This window comes from Cellulophaga baltica, assembly GCF_900102165.1.
In the GTDB taxonomy this organism is placed as follows: domain Bacteria; phylum Bacteroidota; class Bacteroidia; order Flavobacteriales; family Flavobacteriaceae; genus Cellulophaga; species Cellulophaga baltica.
The window spans coordinates 135314-158470 of record NZ_FNBD01000008.1; the positions used below are offsets into that span (position 1 = coordinate 135314).

The 23157-nt window shown below is 33.7% G+C and carries 17 protein-coding genes; 8 read left to right on the forward strand and 9 right to left on the reverse strand.

Annotated features, from left to right (window positions below; all coding sequences use genetic code 11):
* The first annotated feature begins 163 nt into the window (after nt 1-163).
* The 3 genes from uvrA (at nt 164) to BLQ19_RS14635 (ending at nt 6488) form a co-directional block, all read left to right on the forward strand.
* Nucleotides 164-2941, forward strand: coding sequence for an excinuclease ABC subunit UvrA (uvrA, locus tag BLQ19_RS14625; RefSeq protein ID WP_074538842.1), 2778 nt, complete (start codon nt 164-166; stop codon nt 2939-2941).
* Between the two features lie 239 nt (nt 2942-3180).
* A complete protein-coding gene (locus tag BLQ19_RS14630) occupies nt 3181-5079 on the forward strand; it encodes an outer membrane protein assembly factor BamB family protein (protein WP_074538843.1) in 1899 nt (632 codons plus the stop codon).
* Between the two features lie 191 nt (nt 5080-5270).
* Nucleotides 5271-6488 carry a hypothetical protein gene (locus BLQ19_RS14635; RefSeq protein WP_074538844.1) on the forward strand — a complete coding sequence of 406 codons (1218 nt, stop codon included), beginning with the start codon at nt 5271-5273 and terminating at the stop codon, nt 6486-6488.
* A 59-nt stretch (nt 6489-6547) separates the two neighbouring features.
* Here the strand turns inward: BLQ19_RS14635 and BLQ19_RS14640 are convergent, their stop codons facing one another.
* The 4 genes from BLQ19_RS14640 to BLQ19_RS14655 all read right to left on the reverse strand — a co-directional run bounded on the left by BLQ19_RS14640 (nt 6548) and on the right by BLQ19_RS14655 (nt 12075).
* Entirely contained in the window at nt 6548-8005 is a 1458-nt protein-coding gene (locus BLQ19_RS14640; RefSeq protein WP_074538845.1) for an oligosaccharide flippase family protein, read from the reverse strand.
* Nucleotides 8005-9276 carry a glycosyltransferase family 4 protein gene (locus tag BLQ19_RS14645; protein ID WP_074538846.1) on the reverse strand — a complete coding sequence of 424 codons (1272 nt, stop codon included), beginning with the start codon at nt 9274-9276 and terminating at the stop codon, nt 8005-8007. The genes BLQ19_RS14640 and BLQ19_RS14645 overlap by 1 nt, the downstream gene beginning before the upstream one ends.
* Complete coding sequence (locus BLQ19_RS14650; protein ID WP_074538847.1) at nt 9276-11708, reverse strand: YfhO family protein; 2433 nt, start codon at nt 11706-11708, stop codon at nt 9276-9278. The genes BLQ19_RS14645 and BLQ19_RS14650 overlap by 1 nt, the downstream gene beginning before the upstream one ends.
* A 100-nt stretch (nt 11709-11808) precedes the next feature.
* Complete coding sequence (locus BLQ19_RS14655; protein WP_024480622.1) at nt 11809-12075, reverse strand: DUF4834 family protein; 267 nt, start codon at nt 12073-12075, stop codon at nt 11809-11811.
* Between the two features lie 112 nt (nt 12076-12187).
* Between BLQ19_RS14655 and BLQ19_RS14660 the strand changes: the two genes are divergently transcribed.
* The gene (locus BLQ19_RS14660) at nt 12188-13249 is read left to right on the forward strand and encodes a transporter (protein WP_074538848.1); all 1062 of its coding nucleotides are present in this window, start codon (nt 12188-12190) and stop codon (nt 13247-13249) included.
* Between the two features lie 97 nt (nt 13250-13346).
* Complete coding sequence (locus tag BLQ19_RS14665) at nt 13347-14465, forward strand: hypothetical protein (RefSeq protein ID WP_025615012.1); 1119 nt, start codon at nt 13347-13349, stop codon at nt 14463-14465.
* A gap of 84 nt (nt 14466-14549) precedes the next feature.
* On the opposite strand, the gene capB is transcribed toward BLQ19_RS14665, so the two are convergent.
* From capB to BLQ19_RS14680, 3 genes are all read right to left on the reverse strand, one after another.
* Nucleotides 14550-15809 carry a cysteate-C-fatty acyltransferase gene (capB, locus tag BLQ19_RS14670; protein WP_025615011.1) on the reverse strand — a complete coding sequence of 420 codons (1260 nt, stop codon included), beginning with the start codon at nt 15807-15809 and terminating at the stop codon, nt 14550-14552.
* Nucleotides 15810-15932: 123 nt separating this feature from the next.
* Complete coding sequence (capA, locus tag BLQ19_RS14675; protein ID WP_029446342.1) at nt 15933-16973, reverse strand: cysteate synthase; 1041 nt, start codon at nt 16971-16973, stop codon at nt 15933-15935.
* Between the two features lie 88 nt (nt 16974-17061).
* Entirely contained in the window at nt 17062-19200 is a 2139-nt protein-coding gene (locus BLQ19_RS14680) for a S9 family peptidase (protein WP_074538849.1), read from the reverse strand.
* Between the two features lie 62 nt (nt 19201-19262).
* Between BLQ19_RS14680 and BLQ19_RS14685 the strand changes: the two genes are divergently transcribed.
* Together BLQ19_RS14685 and BLQ19_RS14690 are read left to right on the forward strand one after the other, a co-directional pair.
* Nucleotides 19263-19589: a YbaB/EbfC family nucleoid-associated protein gene (locus BLQ19_RS14685; protein ID WP_024480616.1), complete on the forward strand. Its 327-nt coding sequence runs from the start codon at nt 19263-19265 to the stop codon at nt 19587-19589.
* Nucleotides 19590-19603: 14 nt separating this feature from the next.
* The gene (locus tag BLQ19_RS14690; RefSeq protein ID WP_024480615.1) at nt 19604-20056 is read left to right on the forward strand and encodes a thioredoxin family protein; all 453 of its coding nucleotides are present in this window, start codon (nt 19604-19606) and stop codon (nt 20054-20056) included.
* Between the two features lie 389 nt (nt 20057-20445).
* Here BLQ19_RS14690 and BLQ19_RS14695 read toward each other — a convergent pair whose 3' ends face one another.
* On the reverse strand, nt 20446-21546 hold the full coding sequence (locus tag BLQ19_RS14695; protein WP_024480614.1) for an OmpA family protein: 1101 nt from the start codon (nt 21544-21546) through the stop codon (nt 20446-20448).
* Nucleotides 21547-21763: 217 nt separating this feature from the next.
* Between BLQ19_RS14695 and BLQ19_RS14700 the strand changes: the two genes are divergently transcribed.
* Nucleotides 21764-22084 (forward strand): YegP family protein, encoded by a 321-nt coding sequence (locus BLQ19_RS14700; protein ID WP_024480613.1) that lies wholly within the window; start codon nt 21764-21766, stop codon nt 22082-22084.
* A gap of 1 nt (nt 22085) precedes the next feature.
* Here the strand turns inward: BLQ19_RS14700 and BLQ19_RS14705 are convergent, their stop codons facing one another.
* Nucleotides 22086-23108 (reverse strand): threonine aldolase family protein, encoded by a 1023-nt coding sequence (locus tag BLQ19_RS14705; RefSeq protein ID WP_074538850.1) that lies wholly within the window; start codon nt 23106-23108, stop codon nt 22086-22088.
* Between the last annotated feature and the right edge of the window lie 49 nt (nt 23109-23157).

Sequence of the window (23157 nt, forward strand, 5' to 3'; positions counted from 1 at the left end):
ATTTAGCGTTCTAGGCTAGTGACTTTTAATTACATTTCAAATGTAGAGACAATGGGTACTTTTAAAAAAAGTTTGTTGTGATATGCAATATTTTCGATGTTAAAACGTGTATTCTCGGTATTAAAGTGCTCAAATTGTATCTTTGTGCTTTATAAATACATGTATGAAGAGCATTTTAGATGTAAATCCTAAAGAGAATATTATTATTAAAGGTGCCAAGTTGCACAATCTTAAGAATATAGATGTGGTTATCCCTAGAAACAAGCTTGTTGTTATAACTGGTTTGTCTGGTTCTGGTAAATCTAGTCTAGCTTTTGACACCTTATATGCAGAGGGACAACGTAGGTATGTAGAAAGTCTTTCTTCGTATGCTCGTCAGTTTCTAGGAAAATTAGACAAGCCTAATGTTGACTATATAAAAGGTATAGCTCCTGCAATTGCTATTGAGCAAAAAGTAAACTCTACCAACCCACGTTCTACCGTAGGTACTACTACCGAAATTTATGACTACCTAAAATTGGTCTATGCAAGAATAGGAAAAACCATCTCCCCTATTTCTGGTCTAGAAGTAAAAAAGCATACCGTGACCGATGTTGTTAATTTTGTAAAAACATTTCCAGAAGGAACTAAATTACTTTTATTAGCTCCCATAAAAATACGCGAGGATAGAGATGCTCTTAAATCTTTACAGATTTTTTCACAACAAGGTTATGCACGTATTAAATATAAAGGAGAAGTAATTCGTATTGATGATACGATTACAGAAATAGATAAAGAGTTTAGCCTAGTTGTAGACCGTATTATAACGAAAGATGATGAAGATTTTTTAAATCGATTGGCAAATGCTGTTGATACTGCTTTTTTTGAAGGCAAAGGAGATTGTATTATTGAGAGCTTAACAACTGGCGAACAAACCCCTTTTAGTAATAAGTTTGAATTAGATGGCATGAAGTTCTTAGAACCAAATGTACACCTATTTAGTTTTAATAACCCGTATGGAGCTTGCCCTACTTGTGAAGGCTACGGCGATGTTATTGGTATTGATGAAGATCTGGTAGTTCCGAATACCGCGCTATCGGTATTTGAAAATGCCGTATTTCCTTGGAGAGGTGATAGTATGGGTTGGTACCGTGATCAATTAGTAAATAGCGCTTACAAATTCGATTTTCCGATACACAAGCCATGGTTTCAACTTACCGATGAGCAAAAACAATTGGTTTGGGACGGAAATAAACATTTTACAGGAATTAGTGATTTCTTTTTAGCATTAGAAGAAAAGAGTTATAAAATTCAGAACCGCGTGATGTTATCCCGGTACCGAGGTAAAACAAGATGTACTACCTGCAAAGGAAAACGATTACGTAAAGAAACAGATTATGTTAAGGTAGATGGCAAATCTATCTCAGATTTAGTAGAACAACCTATTGAAGATCTAATCACATTTTTTGATGCGATAACATTGAATGAGACAGATAAGAAAATTGCATCGCGTTTGTTAATTGAAATAAAAAGTAGATTAGGCTTCTTATATAAGGTAGGACTTACCTATTTAACCCTTAATAGAAAATCTAACACCTTATCTGGAGGAGAAAGTCAACGAATAAACCTAGCAACCTCTTTGGGGAGTAGTTTAGTGGGCTCTATGTACATTTTAGATGAACCTAGTATTGGACTACATCCTAAGGATACAGAAAATTTAATAGATGTACTAAAATCACTGCGAGATTTAGGCAATACCGTCATTGTAGTAGAACATGATGAAGATATTATGAATGCTGCCGATGAAATTATTGATATTGGTCCCGAGGCAGGAACTCAAGGGGGCCATGTTGTAGCACATGGTACTATGAAAGATATTTTAAACTCTTCTTCGCTTACTGCTGGTTACCTTAATGGTACTTTAGAAATAAAAGTTCCAGAGAAAAGAAGAACTTCAAAAAACTATATAGAGATTATTGGTGCCCGAGAAAATAACCTTAAAAATATAGATGTCACTTTTCCTTTAAACATGCTGACCGTAATTACCGGAGTATCTGGAAGTGGAAAAAGTACTTTGATTAAAAAAATATTGTATCCTATTATATTAAAGGAGATAGGTGGCTATGGTGAAAAAGCCGGACAGTTTACCGCTGTAAAAGGGAAATACAGCGAAATAAAGCATGTAGAGTTCGTAGATCAAAACCCTATTGGTAGGTCTTCACGCTCTAACCCCGTCACCTATATAAAAGCTTATGATGATATCCGTGCATTATATGCAGCACAAAAACTAAGTAAACTTAGAAATTATCAAACAAAACATTTTTCATTTAATGTAGATGGTGGCCGCTGTGAAAAATGTAAAGGTGAGGGTGAAATTACGGTAGAGATGCAATTCATGGCGGATGTTCATTTAGAATGCGATACCTGTAAAGGAAAACGTTTTAAGAAAGAAGTACTTGAAGTAAAATTTGAAGATGCCAATATTGATGATGTCCTAAACATGACTATTGATGATGCTCTGGCATTCTTTGAAAAACATCAACAAACAAAAATATACAGAAAACTAAAACCTTTGCAAGATGTTGGTTTAGGGTATGTAACCTTAGGGCAATCTTCATCTACCTTATCTGGAGGAGAAGCACAACGAATTAAACTAGCCTCTTTCTTAGTAAAAGGTACTACCAAAGAAAAAGCACTCTTTATTTTTGATGAACCTACCACAGGGCTTCATTTTCATGATATCAAGAAATTATTAAAATCGTTTAATGCATTAATTGATAAAGGACATTCTATTGTGGTTATTGAGCATAATATTGATTTAATCAAGTGTGCCGACTATATAATAGACCTAGGATTGGAAGGTGGTAGTAAAGGAGGAGCACTAATTGCTGCCGGTACCCCTGAAGAAATTGCAAAGAATAAAATCTCATATACTGCTCCATATTTAAAAGATAAATTATAAACTTCTTTATAAATTAGTAAAAGATCAGCATTTTAAATAACGTAATGTTATGTTAATTTGCTGATTTTTTTTTACTATATTTCAAAATATAAGAATTTATATAAAATATGGTCTACAAAGAAGTGGCTAGAGAGAGTATTTGCTGGCAATAAAAAAATCCAATGCCAATAATATTTGTTGACCGTATTCGTTACTATTTTTTAAAACTTTTCAAAATAACCTAAAAAACTTACCTCAAAATGAGTAAAAAAACTACATGCTTAGCTTCTTTAGCTTTTATGATTTTTTCATTTAATCTATTCGCACAAAGAGAAGCCGACAAAAAAATTACATTTGAAAATAAAATTGAAGATTTATTCTTTCATGAATTTTCTGCAGTACCAATTATCTTAACTGATAAAACTGTTGCAGGAATAGATCCGAGTACTGGAACCAAAATTTGGGAAATTGAAGGAGATAGATTTTCCGCCTTAGGAGGTGCTCTTCAAGAAGATAAAGAGAATTACCAAATGGTACCCTACTCACCTTATATTATAGTGGATGAATTACTTGTAGATACAAGAGATGGAAAAATTATATTGAATAAAGAAAATAATTATAAAAGTATTACTTCTTTCAATTTAATACCAGAAATAAAATCTTATTTAATTCAATGTAAAACCGATGATAAAGAGGTGAATAAATTTTTCCTTGTAGATTTATCAGCCAATAAAACTAAATGGGAACAAGCGCTAAACCTAGATAAAAAAGGAACTATTGATAATATCAGCATCAGCAACTCCAATACTATTGCTCTTACGGTAGGTAGTAATTTGATTATTTTAAATAGTAACACGGGCGACATAGTTCTTAATGAAGAAGAAAAAATTGGAGCTATTTACCAAAATCCTCAAGGTAACACCTACTACGCCGTAGAAGCTGCAAGTGGAGGTTTAGGATCCATGATGGGAGCTGCAATAACAATGAATGCAAATAAATTAATGGCATTAGGAGACAAGATATATGCTTTTGATGCTGCTACTGGAGAACAGAAATGGAAAAAACCCTTAAAATTGGACGAAGGTTTTTTATTCAGTGAAGAAGTTGATGGTAAAATGTTTGTTCAACATGAAAAAGGTGGGAATGTATATGATTATAGTTCTGGAGAACCTTTATGGAAGCGTGTCTTTGAAAAAAGAAAAATAAATGATATTGAAAAAAATGCCGAAGGGTATATGGTATACTACGGTTCAAGAAAAATGCAATTAGATAACAATGGAAAAGAACTTTGGAAAAAACCACAATACCAAGGAAATTCATTTTTAGAAAACTTAGCTGAAGATGATTCTTATGATGAGTTTGAATATAAAGATGGAAGTATCATTGCAACATCATATAGAATAGCATATTACCAAAAGGATGTAAAAAAGCCTATTTGGAAAATGGCAGCAGATGAAGACACTAAAATTGCTTACGATGCCAATGAAAAAAACTTAATTGTATTAGACGGAAAGAACTTATATATCATTAACCCAGACAAAGGGCTTACTGATGATAACAAACAAAAATTGCAATTAAAGAAGCACAGAGATTTTAATCTAATGGAAGTGCGAGGAGATAATTACTTCTTAAGTAGCCCATGGGAATATGTAATCGTTGATAAAAAAGGAACGATTATTAAAACCAACTATTTTGAACAACCAGGAGAATCTGGAAGAAAATGGTTAAATACCCTATCTGCTGTGGGTTCCGTTGCTGGTGCTGCATATCAAGTATCTGGATTATATAATGCAGGTATGGGCGGTACTTCTGCCGCTGCAGAAACATTGACAGGGGTGGTTCCTCCAGGAACTGGAAGTTTTAATCAAGCCAATAAAGGTGTAAAACAGCATCAAGCAGGTTACTATGGTCAAATGGCCTCAGAAGCGCTCTACAATCCAAATAGATTAAATGCCTTTTCGGACTCTAAAGATTATGCCTTCTATTTTACTAAGGATGATTCAGGTACAAAGTATCTAGCTCAAGTAAGTAAAAACACCGGTGAAGAAGTAGATAAATTTATCTTTTTAGATAATAAACCTAATTATCATGTTGATCAAGTAGAGAAAAGAGTCTTTTATACCAATGGAAAAGAAGCTTATATTTTCGACTATAAATAAATACATTTTTTAAATTGATGAAGGCGATGCTATTAATTTAGCATCGCCTTTTTTATTTCATAGCTCATACAAAATAACTGAAACACACATAAATAACTGATAATCAGTTGTGTTTTATTTTTGGCACGCTGTTTGTAATGTATTAACCGAACGCAAATAGTTGCTTTCATGAATTATTAAAACCTTATATCATGAGAAATTTAATACTCCTTTTATCAGCTTTAGTTTTAAGCACCTCAAGTGCCTTAGCTGTTAACACAGAAGATAAGGTTGCACCTCGCAATGCTTATACAAATACTAACTCTTTCATATTTGTTGAAAATGGCATTACGTTTTCAGTTTATCCTGATGGTGAGTTCGATTTTTATATCGATGAAAGAGCTGGCGTAAATGCTAATGTAAATATTGGTCGTACCAACATCACTTTTAATTCTGGTTATGACTACAATCCATATGTACAATACGATGATTACGGTGCTATTATTCAAGTAGAAAATGTTCCTGTATATTATGATTACTACGGACGTGTAACTGAAATTGGTGAGGTAGTAATCAATTATAACAACAACAGAGTTACTCGTGTAGGCGGAATGTATGTTTTTTATGATAACAGAGGATACTACAGTCACAATAGAGGATTTATCAACGTATACAACAGATCATATGTTTACCGTCCTTTTCACAGTTATTTTGCAAGACCTGCTATCGGATTCTGTTTAGTAAATACAAATCCTTACAGAAGATATTATAGCCCAGTAAGATATACGTATTTCAATCCTTACCGTTACAACACTCGTAGAACTTACGCAGTAGTAGGTAGAGAGCATAGATATAATAAAGTTCGTAACGAAAGAGCTAGGGTCTACAAAAATGATAGAAGAGTAGCGCAAAGAACAACACATTCTAGAAGTTATAATTCACCTAGATCATCTAAGAGTACTGTTAGATCTAATTACAGAACTCCTGCGACAAGAAGTAATACACGAGGAGTAGCAAGTAGAACTAGTACAACTAATAGAAAATCAAATACAAGAGCTGATTATAGAACTCCTGCTAGAAGCAATAGTAAGAATGCAGCCACTAGATCTAATACAAGCTCTAGAAATGCCACTAATGTTAAAAGAGAAGTTAGTGTAACAAAAAATCCACGTTCTACAACGGTTACAAGAAGTACTACATATAGAAGTCCTTCTAATAATAAAAGTAGCACACAAAGAACAAGTACTTCTACTAGAAATAGCGGAGTGTCTTCAAGAAGTTCATCCTCTTCAAGAGCCACAAAAAGTACTCCTACAAGACAGAAAAGTGTAAGTACAAAAAGTACTTCAACTAGAAAATTTAGTAGTACTCCGTCTAGAAGTACAAGGTCAACAAGTACTTCTACTAGAAGTAGTAGATCAAGAAGTTAAAAATAGTTTTTTAGGTTGGTTAGTTGTTAACCCCGTAGTGAATACGTTCACTGCGGGGTTTATTTGTTTTTTAAGTACTTGTCAAGTATTCCCGATACATCTTCTGATAGTTTAAACCGATATAACATCCAGGTATAAATAATTACAATCGCTACACTTTTTATAAGAATACTAAGTATGGGATGAAAAGGAATGCTTATGGCATAAAAAACGATCCCTAAAACACCTAGTACGAGAAGAACTTTAAACATCGCTGTAGAAAAAGGAAGAATCCCAAAACGGATTTTTACGAATATAAGTTTTAGCGTATTGTATATAAAAATTGCAGAAAATGATGCAATAGCTGCTCCTATTAATTCATATTCAGGAATCAGCCACATATTAAATAAAATAGTAATAATCGCTAAGAAAACACCTAAAATTAAAAGCATCTTATAGTAGTCTGAGTTGTATAAAATTGCATTATTATTCCCTAGTACTGCATCATATACCTTTGCTAATCCTATCAAAAAAACCACAAGATACCCTTTACTATAATCATCGGATAATAAAGTATAAAGCTCTTCAAGGTTTAAAATGATCAATAAATAAATTAATCCTGAAATTATAAACAAGGTTAAGGCACTTCTCTGGTATAAATCGTTTAATGCTCCATGATCTTTTTTGGTAAGAATTTCGGCTGTGAAAGGATAGACAATCTGATGCATAGCCCTTGATGGTACTGAAATTACTGTTGCTATAAAAATTGCCACACTGTAATAAGCTACATTTTCAATTTTAATAAATTGATTAATCATAACTTTATCTACTTCCAATAAAACTACAGCTGCAGAGCCCCCTAAAATAATCAAAGCACTATATTGAATAATTGTTTTGGTGTTAGTTGGAAGCTTAAAACTCAAAACTGGCATTCTTAGCTTGTAGGCATAAATTTTCATGAGCAGCATTCTCAAAACATACAGGCCTACTAAACATAGTAGAAAAACATCCACCGAAATCCATTCAAAGTATACCAATACCAGTAATGCAGTTACGCCTAAACGCGTAAACACTTCCTTCAAAAAATTTCCAAAAATAGATTTCATTTGCACTTTTGCCCAAGCGTAAAAGATCTCAAAATAAGCCATAGACATTCCTATGATAAAAATATACCAGACATAGCCCTTTACGATAGGGTTTTCGTCCGACAAAAAATTACCAATCGCATCATTAGCAAAATAGGATACCAGTGCTAGCGGAAGCATCAAGAATAAAGGCAGAATAAGCATTAGAGTTAAAAACCCATTTTTATAGGTACTGTCTTTAAAGCCACTATAATATTTCACTAAAGTATTTGGGATACCAAAAGCCAACAACGGCATCAACACTGCAGAGGCTGATAAAATAACCCCCACCAACCCGTAATATTCATCGGTTAGAAAACGAGTGTATAAAAATAGCGTGTTTATGGCGCCAATAGCAAAACCGATGTAGGTTATAATGGTATTATTAAGAGATTGCTTTAGTACGATTCCCATTAAATAATTGCTGCTAATTTTCGAGTAAGTTCCCTCCTACTATATGTATCAATATTAGTTGAGTAAATTTCTAATCCTGAATTCTGATAGTTATTAAACCACTCTAAAAGTAATTCTTTTAAGCGCAAATCATCAGTATACTCAAATGTTTTGCCTGCATTGGTATCCTCCAAAATGGCAGAGACATCCCAATTTCTTGGGCCAATTGCCAATATAGGTCTCTTTGCTGCTAAATATTCAAAAAGTTTACCTGGGATAATACCCTGTGTTTCCTTAGCATTAATTTCTGTTAGTAACAAGACCTGAGACTGTTTCTGCAATTGTAGTGCTGCATCATGAGAAACATACCCTACTAAATCTACAAAAGGTCTTAACTTATAAGCGTATATCGTTTCTAAGACATCTTTACTCACAACGCCGACTAACCTAAGTTTAAAGATTTTTTTAAATGCAATGTTTTCTGATATAATTTCTGAAAGGACGCGCCATAAATTTTCAGGATTTCTACCGGTTAATAAAGAGCCTATATGCACCATTGTAAACTCTTTATCCAAGGGTTGTTCAGTAATATGATATTCATCAAAACCGTTAGTAATTACTGAAATTGGCTGCTGGGTAAGTGCCTGAAATTCGCTTTTAGTACTTGGACTAGTTACAATAACATGATCCGCAACATTCAAAACCCTCTTCTCTAAAAATTTATGTTTCCTTTTAGCCCCCTCAGTTAACTTAAGTTTTTTATGATAGCCTATCGTGGTCCATGGGTCTCTAAAGTCTGCAAGCCAAGTAACCCCTAGTTTTTCTTTCAATCCTAAACCAATAAGGTGCACACTGTGCGGTGGACCAGTAGTTATAACGGTATCAATGCTTTCTTGTTGTAGAATGTTCGCGATAGCCTTTACAGAAGGTTTTATCCAATATTTTCGCGCATCAGGAATAAATAAATTTCCTCGAATCCACAGTAAAATTTTTTCTAAAGTAGATTGATTTTTCGTTTGGATAATACCTGAACTGATTCTTTTTGTTTTCTTACTAGACAGGAAGCTAGCCAATTGGTATGGCTCAAAAATAGGTTGTTGTATAATTTTTATTCCTTCTGGCACTTCTTTTAAGAAGGCCGCATCAGTAATAGGGTAATTAGGATTTTCTGGGATAAAAACTATTGGCTCAATATTGAAATCTCTCAAATATTTCACAAATTTTAACCATCGCTGTACCCCAGGACCGCCCGCAGGTGGCCAGTAGTAAGTGATAATTAAAACCTTCTTCATTAGGCTTCTTCTTTTTTACGATTCTTTACTATAGTAAATGCAATAGCTGCCAAAATTAATAAAGCTAAAATTCCTGAGCCAACAGCAACAATAGTAGATCCTTTTTTAATCACTTCTGGCTCAAATTTAAATACAATCTTATGCTTTCCTGCCGGGATCACTAATCCTCTTAAAGCATAATCAACGCACATATGCGGTGTTAAGGCACCATCTATATAAGCATTCCAACCCTTTTCATAATACATTTCAGAAAATACAGCAAAACCTTTGTTCGCATTATCAGATGTATATGTTAGTTTATTAGGTAAATAACTGTTTAACTTTATAGTCGCAAGAGAATCTTTCTTAAACTGAAATTCTGTTAAACTAGGAAATTTATTGTTATTAATGACTGCTTTATTTTTTGTATCTAGCTCTTTAAGTGCTAAAATTTCTTCCGAACTTGAGTCCACCTTTTCTAAAGTAGAAATAAACCACGCATTGCCATTTGCATCCGGATTCAATGCAGGAAAACTCCCTTTTTCATCTTGCTGAATAATGTACTTAACATTAAGCATATTAAACACATTTAAATTGCCTGCATAAATATGAAAATCAAATAAATCTTGCATTTTTGCAGGTTTCGCAGCGTGATACCCTCCTATAGATTGGTGGTAATAAGAAGTACTGGCTCCATTTAAACCTTCTGCCGGATTGTAAACTCTAAAAATTCCTTCGTCTTGATTAATTTGCTTATCTATGTCCGTTTCTGGAAACGGAGCAATCATAGCACGTTGACGTACAAAATCATCATCATTAACATACCGTTTTGCAACACCCACCAAATCAAAAAGAATTAAAAGGCCTATTAGCACTACAAAGGCATTCTTGTTCAGTTTTTCTGTTATAAAAAACCATAGCACTGTTGCAGCAAGAAATACAAACAATAAGGAACGTAAGGTATCATTGGTATAGACCGCTTCTCTATCTAAGCGAATCATAGTCATTAATTCATTCCCATAATTTTTCTCTAAATACGGATCACTAGCCCCCTCAAAGTAAAACAAACTTTTGCTCAATAGCAGTACTAATCCTAAACCAATACTGATAATAAAACTAATTTTAAGTGCGGTGATTTTCTTCGCTTTATCTACCTTGCCATCTAAAAGTGCGTTTAACGCTAAAATGGATAAAATAGGAACACATAATTCTAGAATTACTTGAATGGAAGAAACCGCTCTAAACTTATCATATAATGGAAAGTAATCAATCATTAAATCTGTCAAGAAACTAAAATTCTTGCCCCATGAAAGTAGCAGTGACATAATAACGCCCCCAAGCAACCACCATTTTATATTGGATTTTACTAAAAATAACCCTAGAAAAAATAAAAAGAAGAGTACTGCTCCGATATAAGCTGGAGCAGAGGTACCAGGTTGATCTCCCCAATATAATGGCATTCCTTTACTAAATTCTAATGCTTGTGAAGGCGATATGTTACGTTCTACAAGAAAATCATGCGTGTTAGAGCTATCTCCTAAATCTTCCGAATTAGAACCTCCAAAAAGTCTAGGTACAAAAAGATTTAAGGACTCCGTAATTCCATAACTATATTGGGTAATATACTCTTTACTCAAGCCTCCTGTGCTTTCTTTTGGTGAGCCATCAGGGTTTATGGTTAAACTGCTTTTACCGCGAGTACTCCAATCAGCATATTCTTTCGTGGCCATCAAGCTAGTAGCATTGGTTGCTATTCCTAAAACAACGGCAATTAGCAGCATACCAACTGCCGAAAAAAAGTGCTTTAAATCTTTCTTTCGGATGGCATCTATTAAATAAACAACCCCTAGGATTAATACCAAGAGCATAAAATAATACGTCATTTGATAATGATTGGCATTTATTTCTAATGCCATTGCTATAGCAGTTAAAATAAAACCCCAGACATATTTTTTTTGAAAAACTAAGACAATCCCTCCTAAAAGCATTGGGAGATAAGCAATAGCATGTGCTTTTGCGTTATGTCCTACTCCTAAAATTATAATTAAATAGGTAGAAAAACCAAAAGCAAGAGCGCCCAAAACGGCGAGTCTATAATCTACTTTTAGACAACTTAATAATATGTAAAAACCCAAAAGATAGAGAAATAAATAATCTGCAGGTCTTGGTAAAAAGCGTAAAGCTAGATCTAATTGCTTCACAAAATTATGAGGGTAATGTGCTCCTAATTGGTACGTAGGCATCCCCCCAAAAGCACTATTGGTCCAATAAGGCTCCTCCCCTGTTTTTTGTTTAAAATCTGTTTGCTCTTTAGCCATACCCGTATACTGGGCAATATCTGACTGAAAAATGACCTTACCTTGTAACACTGGTGTAAAGTAGGCAATAGCAGCAAAAACAAAAATGGCAATAGCAAAAAAATGAATTAAAAAAGCTCTAAGATTACTTTTCATTTATAAGACTGTTTTCAAGGAAATATAGCGCCAAATTAAAGAATCAAAAATCTTTAGATGCACTACGGTATCTTGGTTGGTTGTTTAAAAAAGAGGGAAATTAATCAATTTCTTCAAAATCTATGTATTCTCCAACTTTTTTTGAAGAATTAGATTTTCTTGTAGTGTTATTTTCAATAATCACATCACCTTCTTCTGTACTGTTTTGAGATGGTTGTTGCGTATTAAAACCCTGAAATTTTTCTCTAAAATGTTGTTCTGCTTTTTTGCCCGCATAATTCAATATTTTAGGCGCAAATAATTTTATTAATATTTTAAATAAATAATATACTAATAGTATGATTAATATCGTTTTTAAGAAAGCCATATTGTTCAAATAATTAATATCAAAAATACAATTATCAATCCGCATTACGGCGATGAAAATCTTAAAATATTAATAAAACCGTTGCATACCGTACGTCACAGAACTTTATATCATGAAAAAAATTCTTGCAGTTACTGTTTTTCTTTATACCCTAGTAGCATCATCACAGTATACAGATGTGATAAATTCTAACCGTCCAGGACAATCTGTTAGTGCGTATGCTGTTGGTAAAAATGTAATTCAAGCAGAATTTGGTGTAGGATATGAGCAACAAGATCATATTCTTTTAAATTCTGATTCTAGTATATGGAGTGCAGAATTAGCATTGCGTTATGGTCTTTTATTTGAAAAGTTAGAATTAATTTACGAGGGCACATATCAAAAAGAAAACATTACGTATACGAACTCTTTACCAGATCAATCTATAACCGATTTTTCAAGAAATAGAGTTGGTTTAAAATATTTAATTTATGATCCTTTTAAAAATCCAGAACGCAATAAACCTAATTTACTAAGTTGGAGAGCCAATCACAAATTTAGATGGCGTAATTTACTTCCTGCCGTATCATTATACGCAGGAGCTACATTTAATTTAGGAGAAAACCCTTACTATATTGGTGATGGCACTGTTACACCCCGCGTGATGCTGGCTACTCAAAGTAAAATTTCGCCAAGAGTTGTATTTATATCTAACATTGCTTACGATAGAATCGGCTCTGAATTTCCAGAATGGAGCTACATCGTATCGCTTACGCACGCGTTTAGAAACCCTAAGTGGAGTATCTTTTTAGAACAACAAGGTATTAAAAGTGATCGTTATGCCGATGCATTATATCGCACAGGTATTGCCCATTTATTTAGTAAAAACATGCAAGCAGATATCACCTTTGGAGGAAGCTTTAAAGATACACCAACGCGAATGTTTGGCACCCTTGGCCTTTCCTACCGTATTGACAAACATCAAGATAAGATTATACCGATTGACGAGCAGAAAGGTGGTGAAAACGGTCAAATTGGTAAAAAGGATATGAAAAAGAAAGCCAAAAAATCTAAGAAAGATGATGGTTCAGGAGCAGAAGATGTAGATTTAGGTCCGACAAAAAAACAATTGAAGAAGCTAAAAAAAGCAGAAAAGAAAAAGAAAAAAGGAGATAATGGGGCTATTGACTTTTAACACCTTCGTTTTAAAAAATAATTTTAGACATTAACTTCTCAACGCGCTTTAAGATGTTGATTAATATTGCTAATATTGATACTTCAAAAGAGCACACATGATTACAGTTTCAGAAGTTAAGACAACAGCAGATATTAAAAAGTTTGTAAAATTCCCTTTTACCTTATATAAAGATTCTAAATATTGGGTTCCACCGATCATTGCTGATGAAATGGAAACCTTTAACAAAGACAAAAACCCTGCATTTAAAGATGCAGAAGCTACTTTATTCCTTGCCTATAAGAATAATGAAATTGTAGGACGCGTGGTAGCTATTGTCAATTGGATTGAAATTAAGCAACAAAAAGTTTCTAAAATGAGATTTGGTTGGTTTGATTTTATTGATGATTTGGAAGTTTCTAAAGCATTAATTACTAAAGTTAAAGAAATAGGAAGTAAAAATAATCTGGAGTATATGGAGGGCCCTGTTGGGTTTTCTAATTTAGACAAAGTTGGTGTACTTACAGAAGGCTTTGAAGAGATTGGAACCATGATTACTTGGTATAACCATTCTTATTACGTGAACCATTATGAAAGTTTAGGATTTGCCAAAGAAAAGGAATACATGGAAAATAGATTTCCTTTTGCTAATGCCGACCCTAAGTTCTATGCTAAAGCAAATGAACTCATAAAAAAACGATATAATTTACGTCCTATAAATTTTACCAAGACTAAAGATGTGATGCCAATGGCAGACAAGATGTTTGATTTATTTAATGAGTCTTACGCCTCTTTATCTTCCTTTGTGCCGATTACAGAAATACAAAAAGCATATTTCAAGAAAAAATACATCAGCTTCATAAATCCTGAGTATATAAAATTTGTGGTAGATAAAGATGATAAACTAGTTGCTTTTGGTATTGTAATGCCTTCTTTTTCTCATGCGCTACAAAAAGCTAAAGGGAAACTTTTTCCAACAGGAATTTTTCACCTATTAAAGTCTAAGAAGCACAGTAAAGAAGTAATCTTTTATTTAATAGGGGTACACCCAGATTATCAAAATAAAGGCGTTACAGCGATTATATTTAACGAATACTACAAAACCTTTACGGAAAGAGGAATTCAAACTTGTGTAAGAACTCCTGAGTTAGAAGAAAATATTGCGATAAAACAACTGTGGAAAAATTTTGATCCCGAAATTTATAAACGCAGAAGAACGTATCGCAAAAATCTATAGCATACAAGATTACTTAAAATAAAAAAGTCCCGAGTGTAATTTAATTACACTCGGGACTTTTTTTATACTACATTATAAAACTTATTACTCACCCATAGCAGCAGCTACGGCAGCAGAAAGTCTTTTGTAAGTTCCATTCTCTAAGCGTTCTCTAATTGCAGAGAAAGCTTCTAAAGTAACAGCAACATCCTCTAAAGTATGCGTTGCTGTAGGAATCATACGAAGTAAAATTAATCCTTTTGGAATTACTGGATAAACAACGATAGAACAAAAGATACCGTGGTTCTCACGTAAATCTTTTACTAAAGCCATTGCCTCAGGAATACTCCCGTTTAAATATACAGGAGTTACACAACTAGTTGTTGTTCCAATATCAAAGCCACGTTCTTTAAGTCCGTTTTGCAATGCATTTACGTTTTCCCATAACTTATTCTTAAGTTGTGGCATGGTACGTAACATATCTAAACGTTTTAAAGCTCCTTTTACATAAACCATTGGTAATGATTTAGCAAACATCTGAGAACGTAAGTTATATTTTAAATAATCAATAATGCCTTTATCTGCAGCTAAAAAAGCTCCGATACCTGCCATAGATTTTGCGAAAGTTGCAAAATAAACATCAATACCATCTTGAACGCCTTGCTCCTCACCTGCTCCTGCACCAGTTTTACCTAAAGTACCAAAACCATGTGCATCATCTACAAGAAGTCTAAAATTGTATTTCTCTTTTAAAGCTACAATTTCTTTTAATCTACCTTGCTCTCCACGCATACCAAAAACTCCCTCAGAAATCACTAGTATACCACCACCTGTCTGCTCTGCCATTTTCGTAGCACGATCAAGGTTTTTTTCAAGGCTCTCTATATCATTATGCTTAAAGGTAAAACGTTTACCCATATGCAAACGAACACCATCTATAATACATGCATGAGAATCTACATCATAAACAATAATATCATCTTTACCTACCAACGCGTCTATTGCAGACATGATACCTTGGTATCCGAAGTTTAGAAGATAAGCAGATTCTTTACTTACGAAAGTAGCTAGTTCTTGCTCTAATTGTTCATGAAAATCGGTATGACCACTCATCATACGCGCCCCCATAGGGTATGCAGCTCCGTATTCAGCTGCTGCTTCTCCGTCAACTTTTTTAATTTCCGGTAAATTAGCAAGACCTAAATAATCATTAATACTCCACGTTAGAACTTCCTTACCTTGGAACTTCATACGATTAGAAATAGGTCCTTCAAGTTTTGGGAATACAAAATAACCTTCAGCTTGTGATGCCCATTTCCCTAATGGTCCTTTATTCTCGATTATTCTTTCAAATAAATCTCTCATTCTAAATTAAATTGAATTTACCGCAAAAGTAAAGATTTTTAGGATGTTTTCATAAAATATACATACAAAAAAAAGCAATGATTCAAATGAACCATTGCTTTAAATAAATATTATTTTAATGTGCTATTTAATATACTGCACTTCTTGCACTTCTTCTGTAGATTTTGCATCAAAAAAACCTTGATCCGACATCCATTTATCACTGTACACTTTGCTCATATAACGAGACCCGTGATCAGGAAAAATAACGACTACGTTACTGTTTTCATCAAATTCACCTTCCGCATCTAATTGTCTAATAGCTTGTAAAGCCGCACCACTTGTATACCCGACGAACATACCTTCTTTTCTAGATATTTCTCTAGCAGAGTGTGCACTTTCTTCATCTGTGACTTTTACAAAAGTATCAATCACATCAAAATTAATAGAATCTGGAATCAAATTTTTCCCTAAACCTTCAATACGGTACGGATAAATTTCTTTACTATCAAACTCTCTAGTCTCGTGATATTTTTTTAAAACAGAACCGTAAGCATCTACTCCAATAACTTTAATATTGGGATTTTGCTCCTTTAAGTAGGCTGCTGTTCCTGAAATCGTTCCTCCCGTTCCACTACACGCTACTAAATGTGTAATATGACCGTTGGTTTGTTTCCAAATTTCTGGACCGGTAGATCTATAATGTGCCTCTGTATTTAATTTATTAAAATACTGATTGATATAGATACTATCCTTCGTTTCTTCATGAAGACGTTTCGCTACTTGATAATAGGATCTAGGATCTTCTGGAGCTACATGTGCAGGGCACACATACACCTCAGCTCCCATGGAGCGTAACATATCAATTTTATCTAGTGAAGATTTTGAACTAACCGCTAAAATACACTTGTAGCCTTTAATTATACTAACCATAGCAATACTAAAACCCGTATTACCTGAAGTTGTTTCTATGATTGTACTACCTGGCTTAAGTAAACCTTTGCGTTCTGCTTCTTCAATAATGAAATTAGCAATTCTATCCTTTGAAGAGTGTCCTGGATTAAAAGCTTCTACTTTGGCGTAAAAATTACCAGTGAATGATTCTGCTACTCTATTTAATTTAACTAATGGCGTATTTCCTATTAGTTCTAAAACGTTATTATGAGCGTTTATCTTATTTTCCATTTGTTGGATCTAAGTTATACAATTACTGCTACGTTGTTTTTTTGATATAAACACAACAATAAGCTACAAATTTATTGAATTTTTTCCATTAATTGATTTTCTTTTCCAAATCAATTAAAAAAGCGTATTCTTTTGCCACTTCTTTTAGGGACTCAAAACGTCCAGATGCACCACCATGACCCGCATCCATATTAATATCAAACAATAATAAATTTGAATCTTTTTTCAAATCTCTTAGTTTGGCTACCCATTTTGCGGGTTCCCAATATTGTACCTGAGAATCATGTAACCCTGTTGTTATAAGCATGTTGGGATACTCTATAGATGTTACATTATCATAAGGGGAATACGCTTTCATATACTCATAATACGCCTTATCATTAGGGTTTCCCCATTCATCATATTCTCCTGTCGTTAACGGAATAGTATCATCTAACATTGTGGTCACCACATCTACAAAAGGTACAGCTGCGATAACACCATGATATAAACTAGGCTCCATATTCACCACGGCGCCCATTAACAAGCCCCCTGCAGAACCGCCTTCTGCATATAAATGTTCTGGACTGGTATATTTATGCGCTATCAAGTATTTTGAGCAATCTATAAAATCTGTGAAGGAATTTTGTTTCTTTAGAAGTTTTCCATCTTCATACCATTGCCTTCCTAAATACTCACTGCCACGTACATGAGCTATCACGTAAATAAACCCACGATCTAATAAGCTTAATCTTACCGTAGAAAAATTTGGATCTAAGGTATAACCATAAGAACCATAACCGTATTGCAAAAGCGGACTTGAACCATCTAGCTTCGTATCCTTATGATAAACTACAGACATAGGAATTTTCACCCCGTCTCTTGCCGTTGCCCAAATGCGCTCTGAAGTATAATTTTCTTTAAGGAATTTACCTCCTAAAACCTCTTGTTCTTTTTTAATATCTTTCTCTTGGGTACGCATATTAAAATCGATAATAGAACTTGGGGTTGTCAGTGAATTATAACCGTAACGAACTATTTCCGTATCAAAATCTGGATTAGTACCCACATAAGCCGTATAAGTTTCGTCTTCAAATGGTAAAAAATAACTTTCTCCAGAATCCCAACGAACAATCTTAATTTTTGCCAATCCATTTTCTCTCTCAGAAATGACATAGAAATCCTTGAATATTTCAATATCCTCTAAAAGAACGTCTTTCCTATGCGGAATAAAGTCTTCCCAAGATGCTGAGCTCGTATTCGCTTCAGCCGTTTTCATTAATTTAAAATTGGTGGCATCGTCCTTATTAGTAAGGATATAAAAATCATCTTTATAATGTGCTATAGAATATTCTATACCGCGTGCTCTTTCTGCAAAAACCTTAAAATCACCATTAGGATCATCAGACTTTATAATTCTATACTCTGAGGTTAGTGTACTAGAAGAACCTATTACTATATACTTTTTAGATTTTGTCTTATAAACAAAGCAGTCAAAAGTTTCATCTTCTTCATTAAAAACTAAAACATCTTCTACTGTCGAAGTCCCCAAAACATGCTTATAAATTTTGTCTGATCTTAAGGTTACAGGATCTTTCTTAGAATAAAAAAAGGTCTTATTATCATTGGCCCAAACCGCACCTCCTGTGGTTTTTTCTATCGTATCTTTATACAGTTCTCTGGTACTTAAGTTTTTAACCTTTAAAGTGTATTCTCTTCTAGAAACGTCATCAACCCCATAAACTGCTAATTCATTATTAGGACTAACCGCAATACCACCCAATTTAAAATAATCTAAACCTTGCGCCATAACATTGCAATCAAACAATTCTTGAACTTCTGCATTGTCTAGATCTGCCTTTCTAGAGTAAATGGGATATTCTTTTCCCAACTCATAACGCGTAGCGTACCAATATCCATTTTGCCTATAAGGTACAGAAGAGTCATCTTCTTTTATTCTAGATTTCATTTCTTCAAATAATGTGTTCTGAAATGAAACCGTGTGCTGCATCATTTTTTCGTAGTAGGTTTTTTCTTCATTTAAATAATCAAGAACCTCCTTATCTTCTCTATCATTGAGCCAATAATAATTATCAATTCGTGTATCTCCGTGAATCGATAATGATTTCGGCATCTTTTTTGCAACAGGTACAGTATTTTGAGACATAATTTTTTTATCGCTTTTACAAGAAGCAGCAAAACTAATACTTAAAAGAAAAATAAACGCTTTTTTTAGGATACATCTCATTGCATAAAAAATTTAACACCACAATTTATTACTTTTGAAAATTAAATACTAATACAACAACTATGTTTGGAGATATGATGGGCATGATGGGTAAGCTAAAAGAAACCCAAGAAAAAATTAAAGTTACCAAAGAAAGAATGCATACGATACTAGTAGATGAAAAATCTTCTGATGGAAAACTTAAGGTTACTCTAAATGCGAATAGGGTTATTAAAGAAATTTCTATTGATGACGAATTATTAGCCGATAAGGAACAATTAGAAGACTACCTCATACTAGTATTAAATAAAGCTATAGAAAAAGCTACCAATGTAAATGAAGCAGAACTTTCTGCCGTTGCGAAAGATGGTATGCCCAATATTCCTGGAATGGATTCGTTATTTAAATAATTAAATACAAACCAATGAAAAAATTATTAATTGCGCTCTTGTTTCCTGTGCTACTTTGTGCACAAGGAGAACTAATCGTAAAAAAGTCAGATTGGACTACAGACTATAAAACCGCAGTGAAAAAAGCAGAAAAAGAAGATAAAAATATTCTTGTTTTTTTTACGGGTAGTGATTGGTGTCCCCCTTGTATTGCTTTGAAAAAAGATTTTTTTGAAACAGCTAGTTTTGATACCTATGCTAAAGAGTATGTATTACTTTATATTGATATTCCTAGAAATAGAGATTTATTGAGTGCTGATCAATTAGCTCATAATAAAGAATTAGCCTCTAAATATAATAAAAGAGGTAGTGTTCCTATGTTAAAAATCTTAAATGATAATGGCAAAGAACTAGGTGCTTTATCTGGTTATAGCATGAATGGAGAGATTCAGTATCACACCAAGTTCTTAGATAAATATTACAAATAAAAGTGTTATAATTTACTACAAAAAACTTGTAAAGAAAGCCGCATTTTAGAATTCTAAAATGCGGCTTTATTGTTTACAATAGCCCAGACATAGGCCATAACCAAGATACATACTGTATTAAATTGTAAGTACATCTCTCTATAAGAGCTTTAAAGAAGTAAATTATACCCTGTGAATTGGCCAACTGCAGTTGTAACTTTGAGCCTACTGATGTTTTTAATTGCTTGTAGTTGTATCATGCGATAAGTGCCATTAGCAACTATAAACACTTATTATTCACAATGCAGCTACTTATCTACAAACATATCTACCTAAACTTTAAATCTTAGGTACTAAAAAAGCCTTCTGATATCAGAAGGCTTTTATGACTAACTTACTACACTATGAATTTAGTTATTAATTAACCTAAACTCAGTTCTTCTATTTACTGCGTGCTCTCTTTCAGTACAAGTAACACCTTCTTTACATCTGTTTTTAATCTTAGTTTCACCATAACCGTTTGCCACTAATAAACTAGAGTTAACTCCTTTAGATATTAAATAATCAGCAACCGCTTTAGCTCTTCTTTCAGACAAATCTTGATTAGATCCAGCATTACCTCTTACATCTGTATGAGAAGCTAATTCTACTTTAACACCAGGGTTTTGAGCTAATACAGGCATTAATCTATTATCAATGATGCTTTTAGCTTCCGTAGTTAAAGTTGCACTACCTAAGTTCCAGTTAATTGGTAAGGCTTGGTACTCTACTAATGAACATTCAACTTCTTTCCAGCTTGTTAAACCACCTTTTTCCTTTAAAACTTCTTTAGAAACAGTTTTTGTTACTGCAGGAATAGTTTCTTCAACGGTATAAGCATCTTTATCTAAAACTGTTTTAGTAATGTTTTTATACTCAGCAGGAATAATTTCTTCAATTACTTTAGCTGGCTCTAATAAAATTCTTCTTGTATATGAAGCATCTTTAGACCCTATTGGTGTTTTACTAACACTAGCAGGAGAAGATAATAAGGTTGTAGAAACTGTAGTAAACTCTGCTGGGTATCCTTTGTAACACCAGTATCTACAATCATCCGGATTACCAGAAGAACAATCAGGAGCCGCTGCACCAAGTTCCCACTGTGCGTATGCTGGCTTAATTTCAATTGTTTCAGATCCTGTTGTAAAAGATGCAGGAGAAATACTTAAAGTATTACCACCTTGCTTAGATGTATAACTGATTGTTTCTGTACCCCATTTCTCAGGAACAACCGTTAATTTTTTTCCAGCTGCTTTAATTTCTACGCTTTCAGTTACTGTTTTGAAAGTTGCAGGAACAGTTTTTAAAACTGAATAAGCAGGCTTTAAGGTAATCGTTACTGTTTCATTTACGTATACATCTGGTGTTGTACAACGTACGTAACATTTACCTGGTTCAGGATTTGACGGCAAATCTTGCGCCATCGAAATAGATGCAGAAAAAACTGACAATAAAAATAAAATTTTTCTCATTTTAAAATGTGTTTTGTTATGTTAATATTTAGTATTGCAAATATATTGGCTTTTGGAGTCAAACCTATATGTTAAAGAAACCTAAAAGGAATTTATCGCTAAAATGCATATTTCATCGGTAAAATACACTTTAAAATGTAATTTACTGTATTTTCCTACAAAATAAAGCCTAGTATTTCCCTGTTTTTTTCGTATTTTGATCAAAAAAGAATAGGCCATGATTAAATATTTTACAGATAAATTTGGAAATCACGCGTTTAAATTGGAAAGTACTAATGGGAATACCCTACTAGAAAGCATATCCTATAACAACAAGACTGATTTAGAGCAAGTTGCAGCAAACTTAACTATATTGGTTACGAAACCTTTGTTATTTGAACGAAAGACAAACTACAAAGGCGAGTTTTTATTTATGTTAAAGGATGACCAAGGGAAAGTTGTAGGAAATTCTAAATTGTATACCTCAGAGGCCGGAATGGAAAATGGTATTAAGAACCTACGAAACATCGTAGTACCCAATACCACTTCAACACCCTAAGCTATATTTTTTTTAAGATTGATAGAAATGCCTCATGCATTACTTCTGTATAATCCAAATGGGTAACAATGCGTAGTTTACCTTGCCCCATTCCTATAATATGCACATTATTTGCTTTTAGTTTTTCTAAGAAACGTTCTGCACTCAATAGGGATTCATCTATTTCAAAGATGATAATATTCGTTTCTATAGGTTCTACTTTTTGAATAAATGGTAATTGCGTTAAGAGCTCTCCTATTTCTTTAGCTCTCTTATGATCTTCCGCCAATCTATCTACATGGTGGTCTAAAGCATAGGTTGCAGCTGCGGCTAAATACCCCGCTTGGCGCATTCCTCCGCCTAATAGTTTACGGATTCTGATTGCCTTATGCATTATGTCCTTATTCCCTACCAAAACAGATCCAACAGGGCATCCTAAGCCTTTACTAAAACATACACTTATGGTATCAAAGAGCTCACCGTATTGTTGTGGTGTTTCATTTTTAGCCACCATTGCGTTCCATAAACGCGCGCCATCTAAATGATATCCTAGATGATGTGTTTTACAAACTGCTTGTATTTTTTTTAGCTCATCAAAATCCCAACAAGCACCTCCACCTTTATTTGTAGTATTTTCTATGCTCACCAATGTGGTAAGCGGACTATGATAAAAGTCGGGCGGATTTATAGCCTCTGCTACTTGTAGAGCGGTCATCATACCTCTATTACCATCTACTAATTTACAAGAGACACCGCTATTGAAACTAATACCTCCTCCTTCATAATTATAGACATGAGCATATTTATCACAAATTAATTGGTCTGCCGGTTGAGTGTGCAATTTTATAGCTGCCTGATTGGCCATTGTGCCACTAGGAAAAAACAAAGCAACCTCTTTATGAAACATTTTAGCCACTTTCTCTTCTAAAGCATTTATAGAAGGGTCCTCTTTAAAAACATCATCTCCTACTTCTGCGGTAAACATAGCCTCCAACATGCCTGGAGTTGGTTTTGTAACCGTATCACTAATTAAATTTATTCTCATGGATAGCACGTATTGTTATTTAAAGCAATAAACCTATTGCTTATAAATT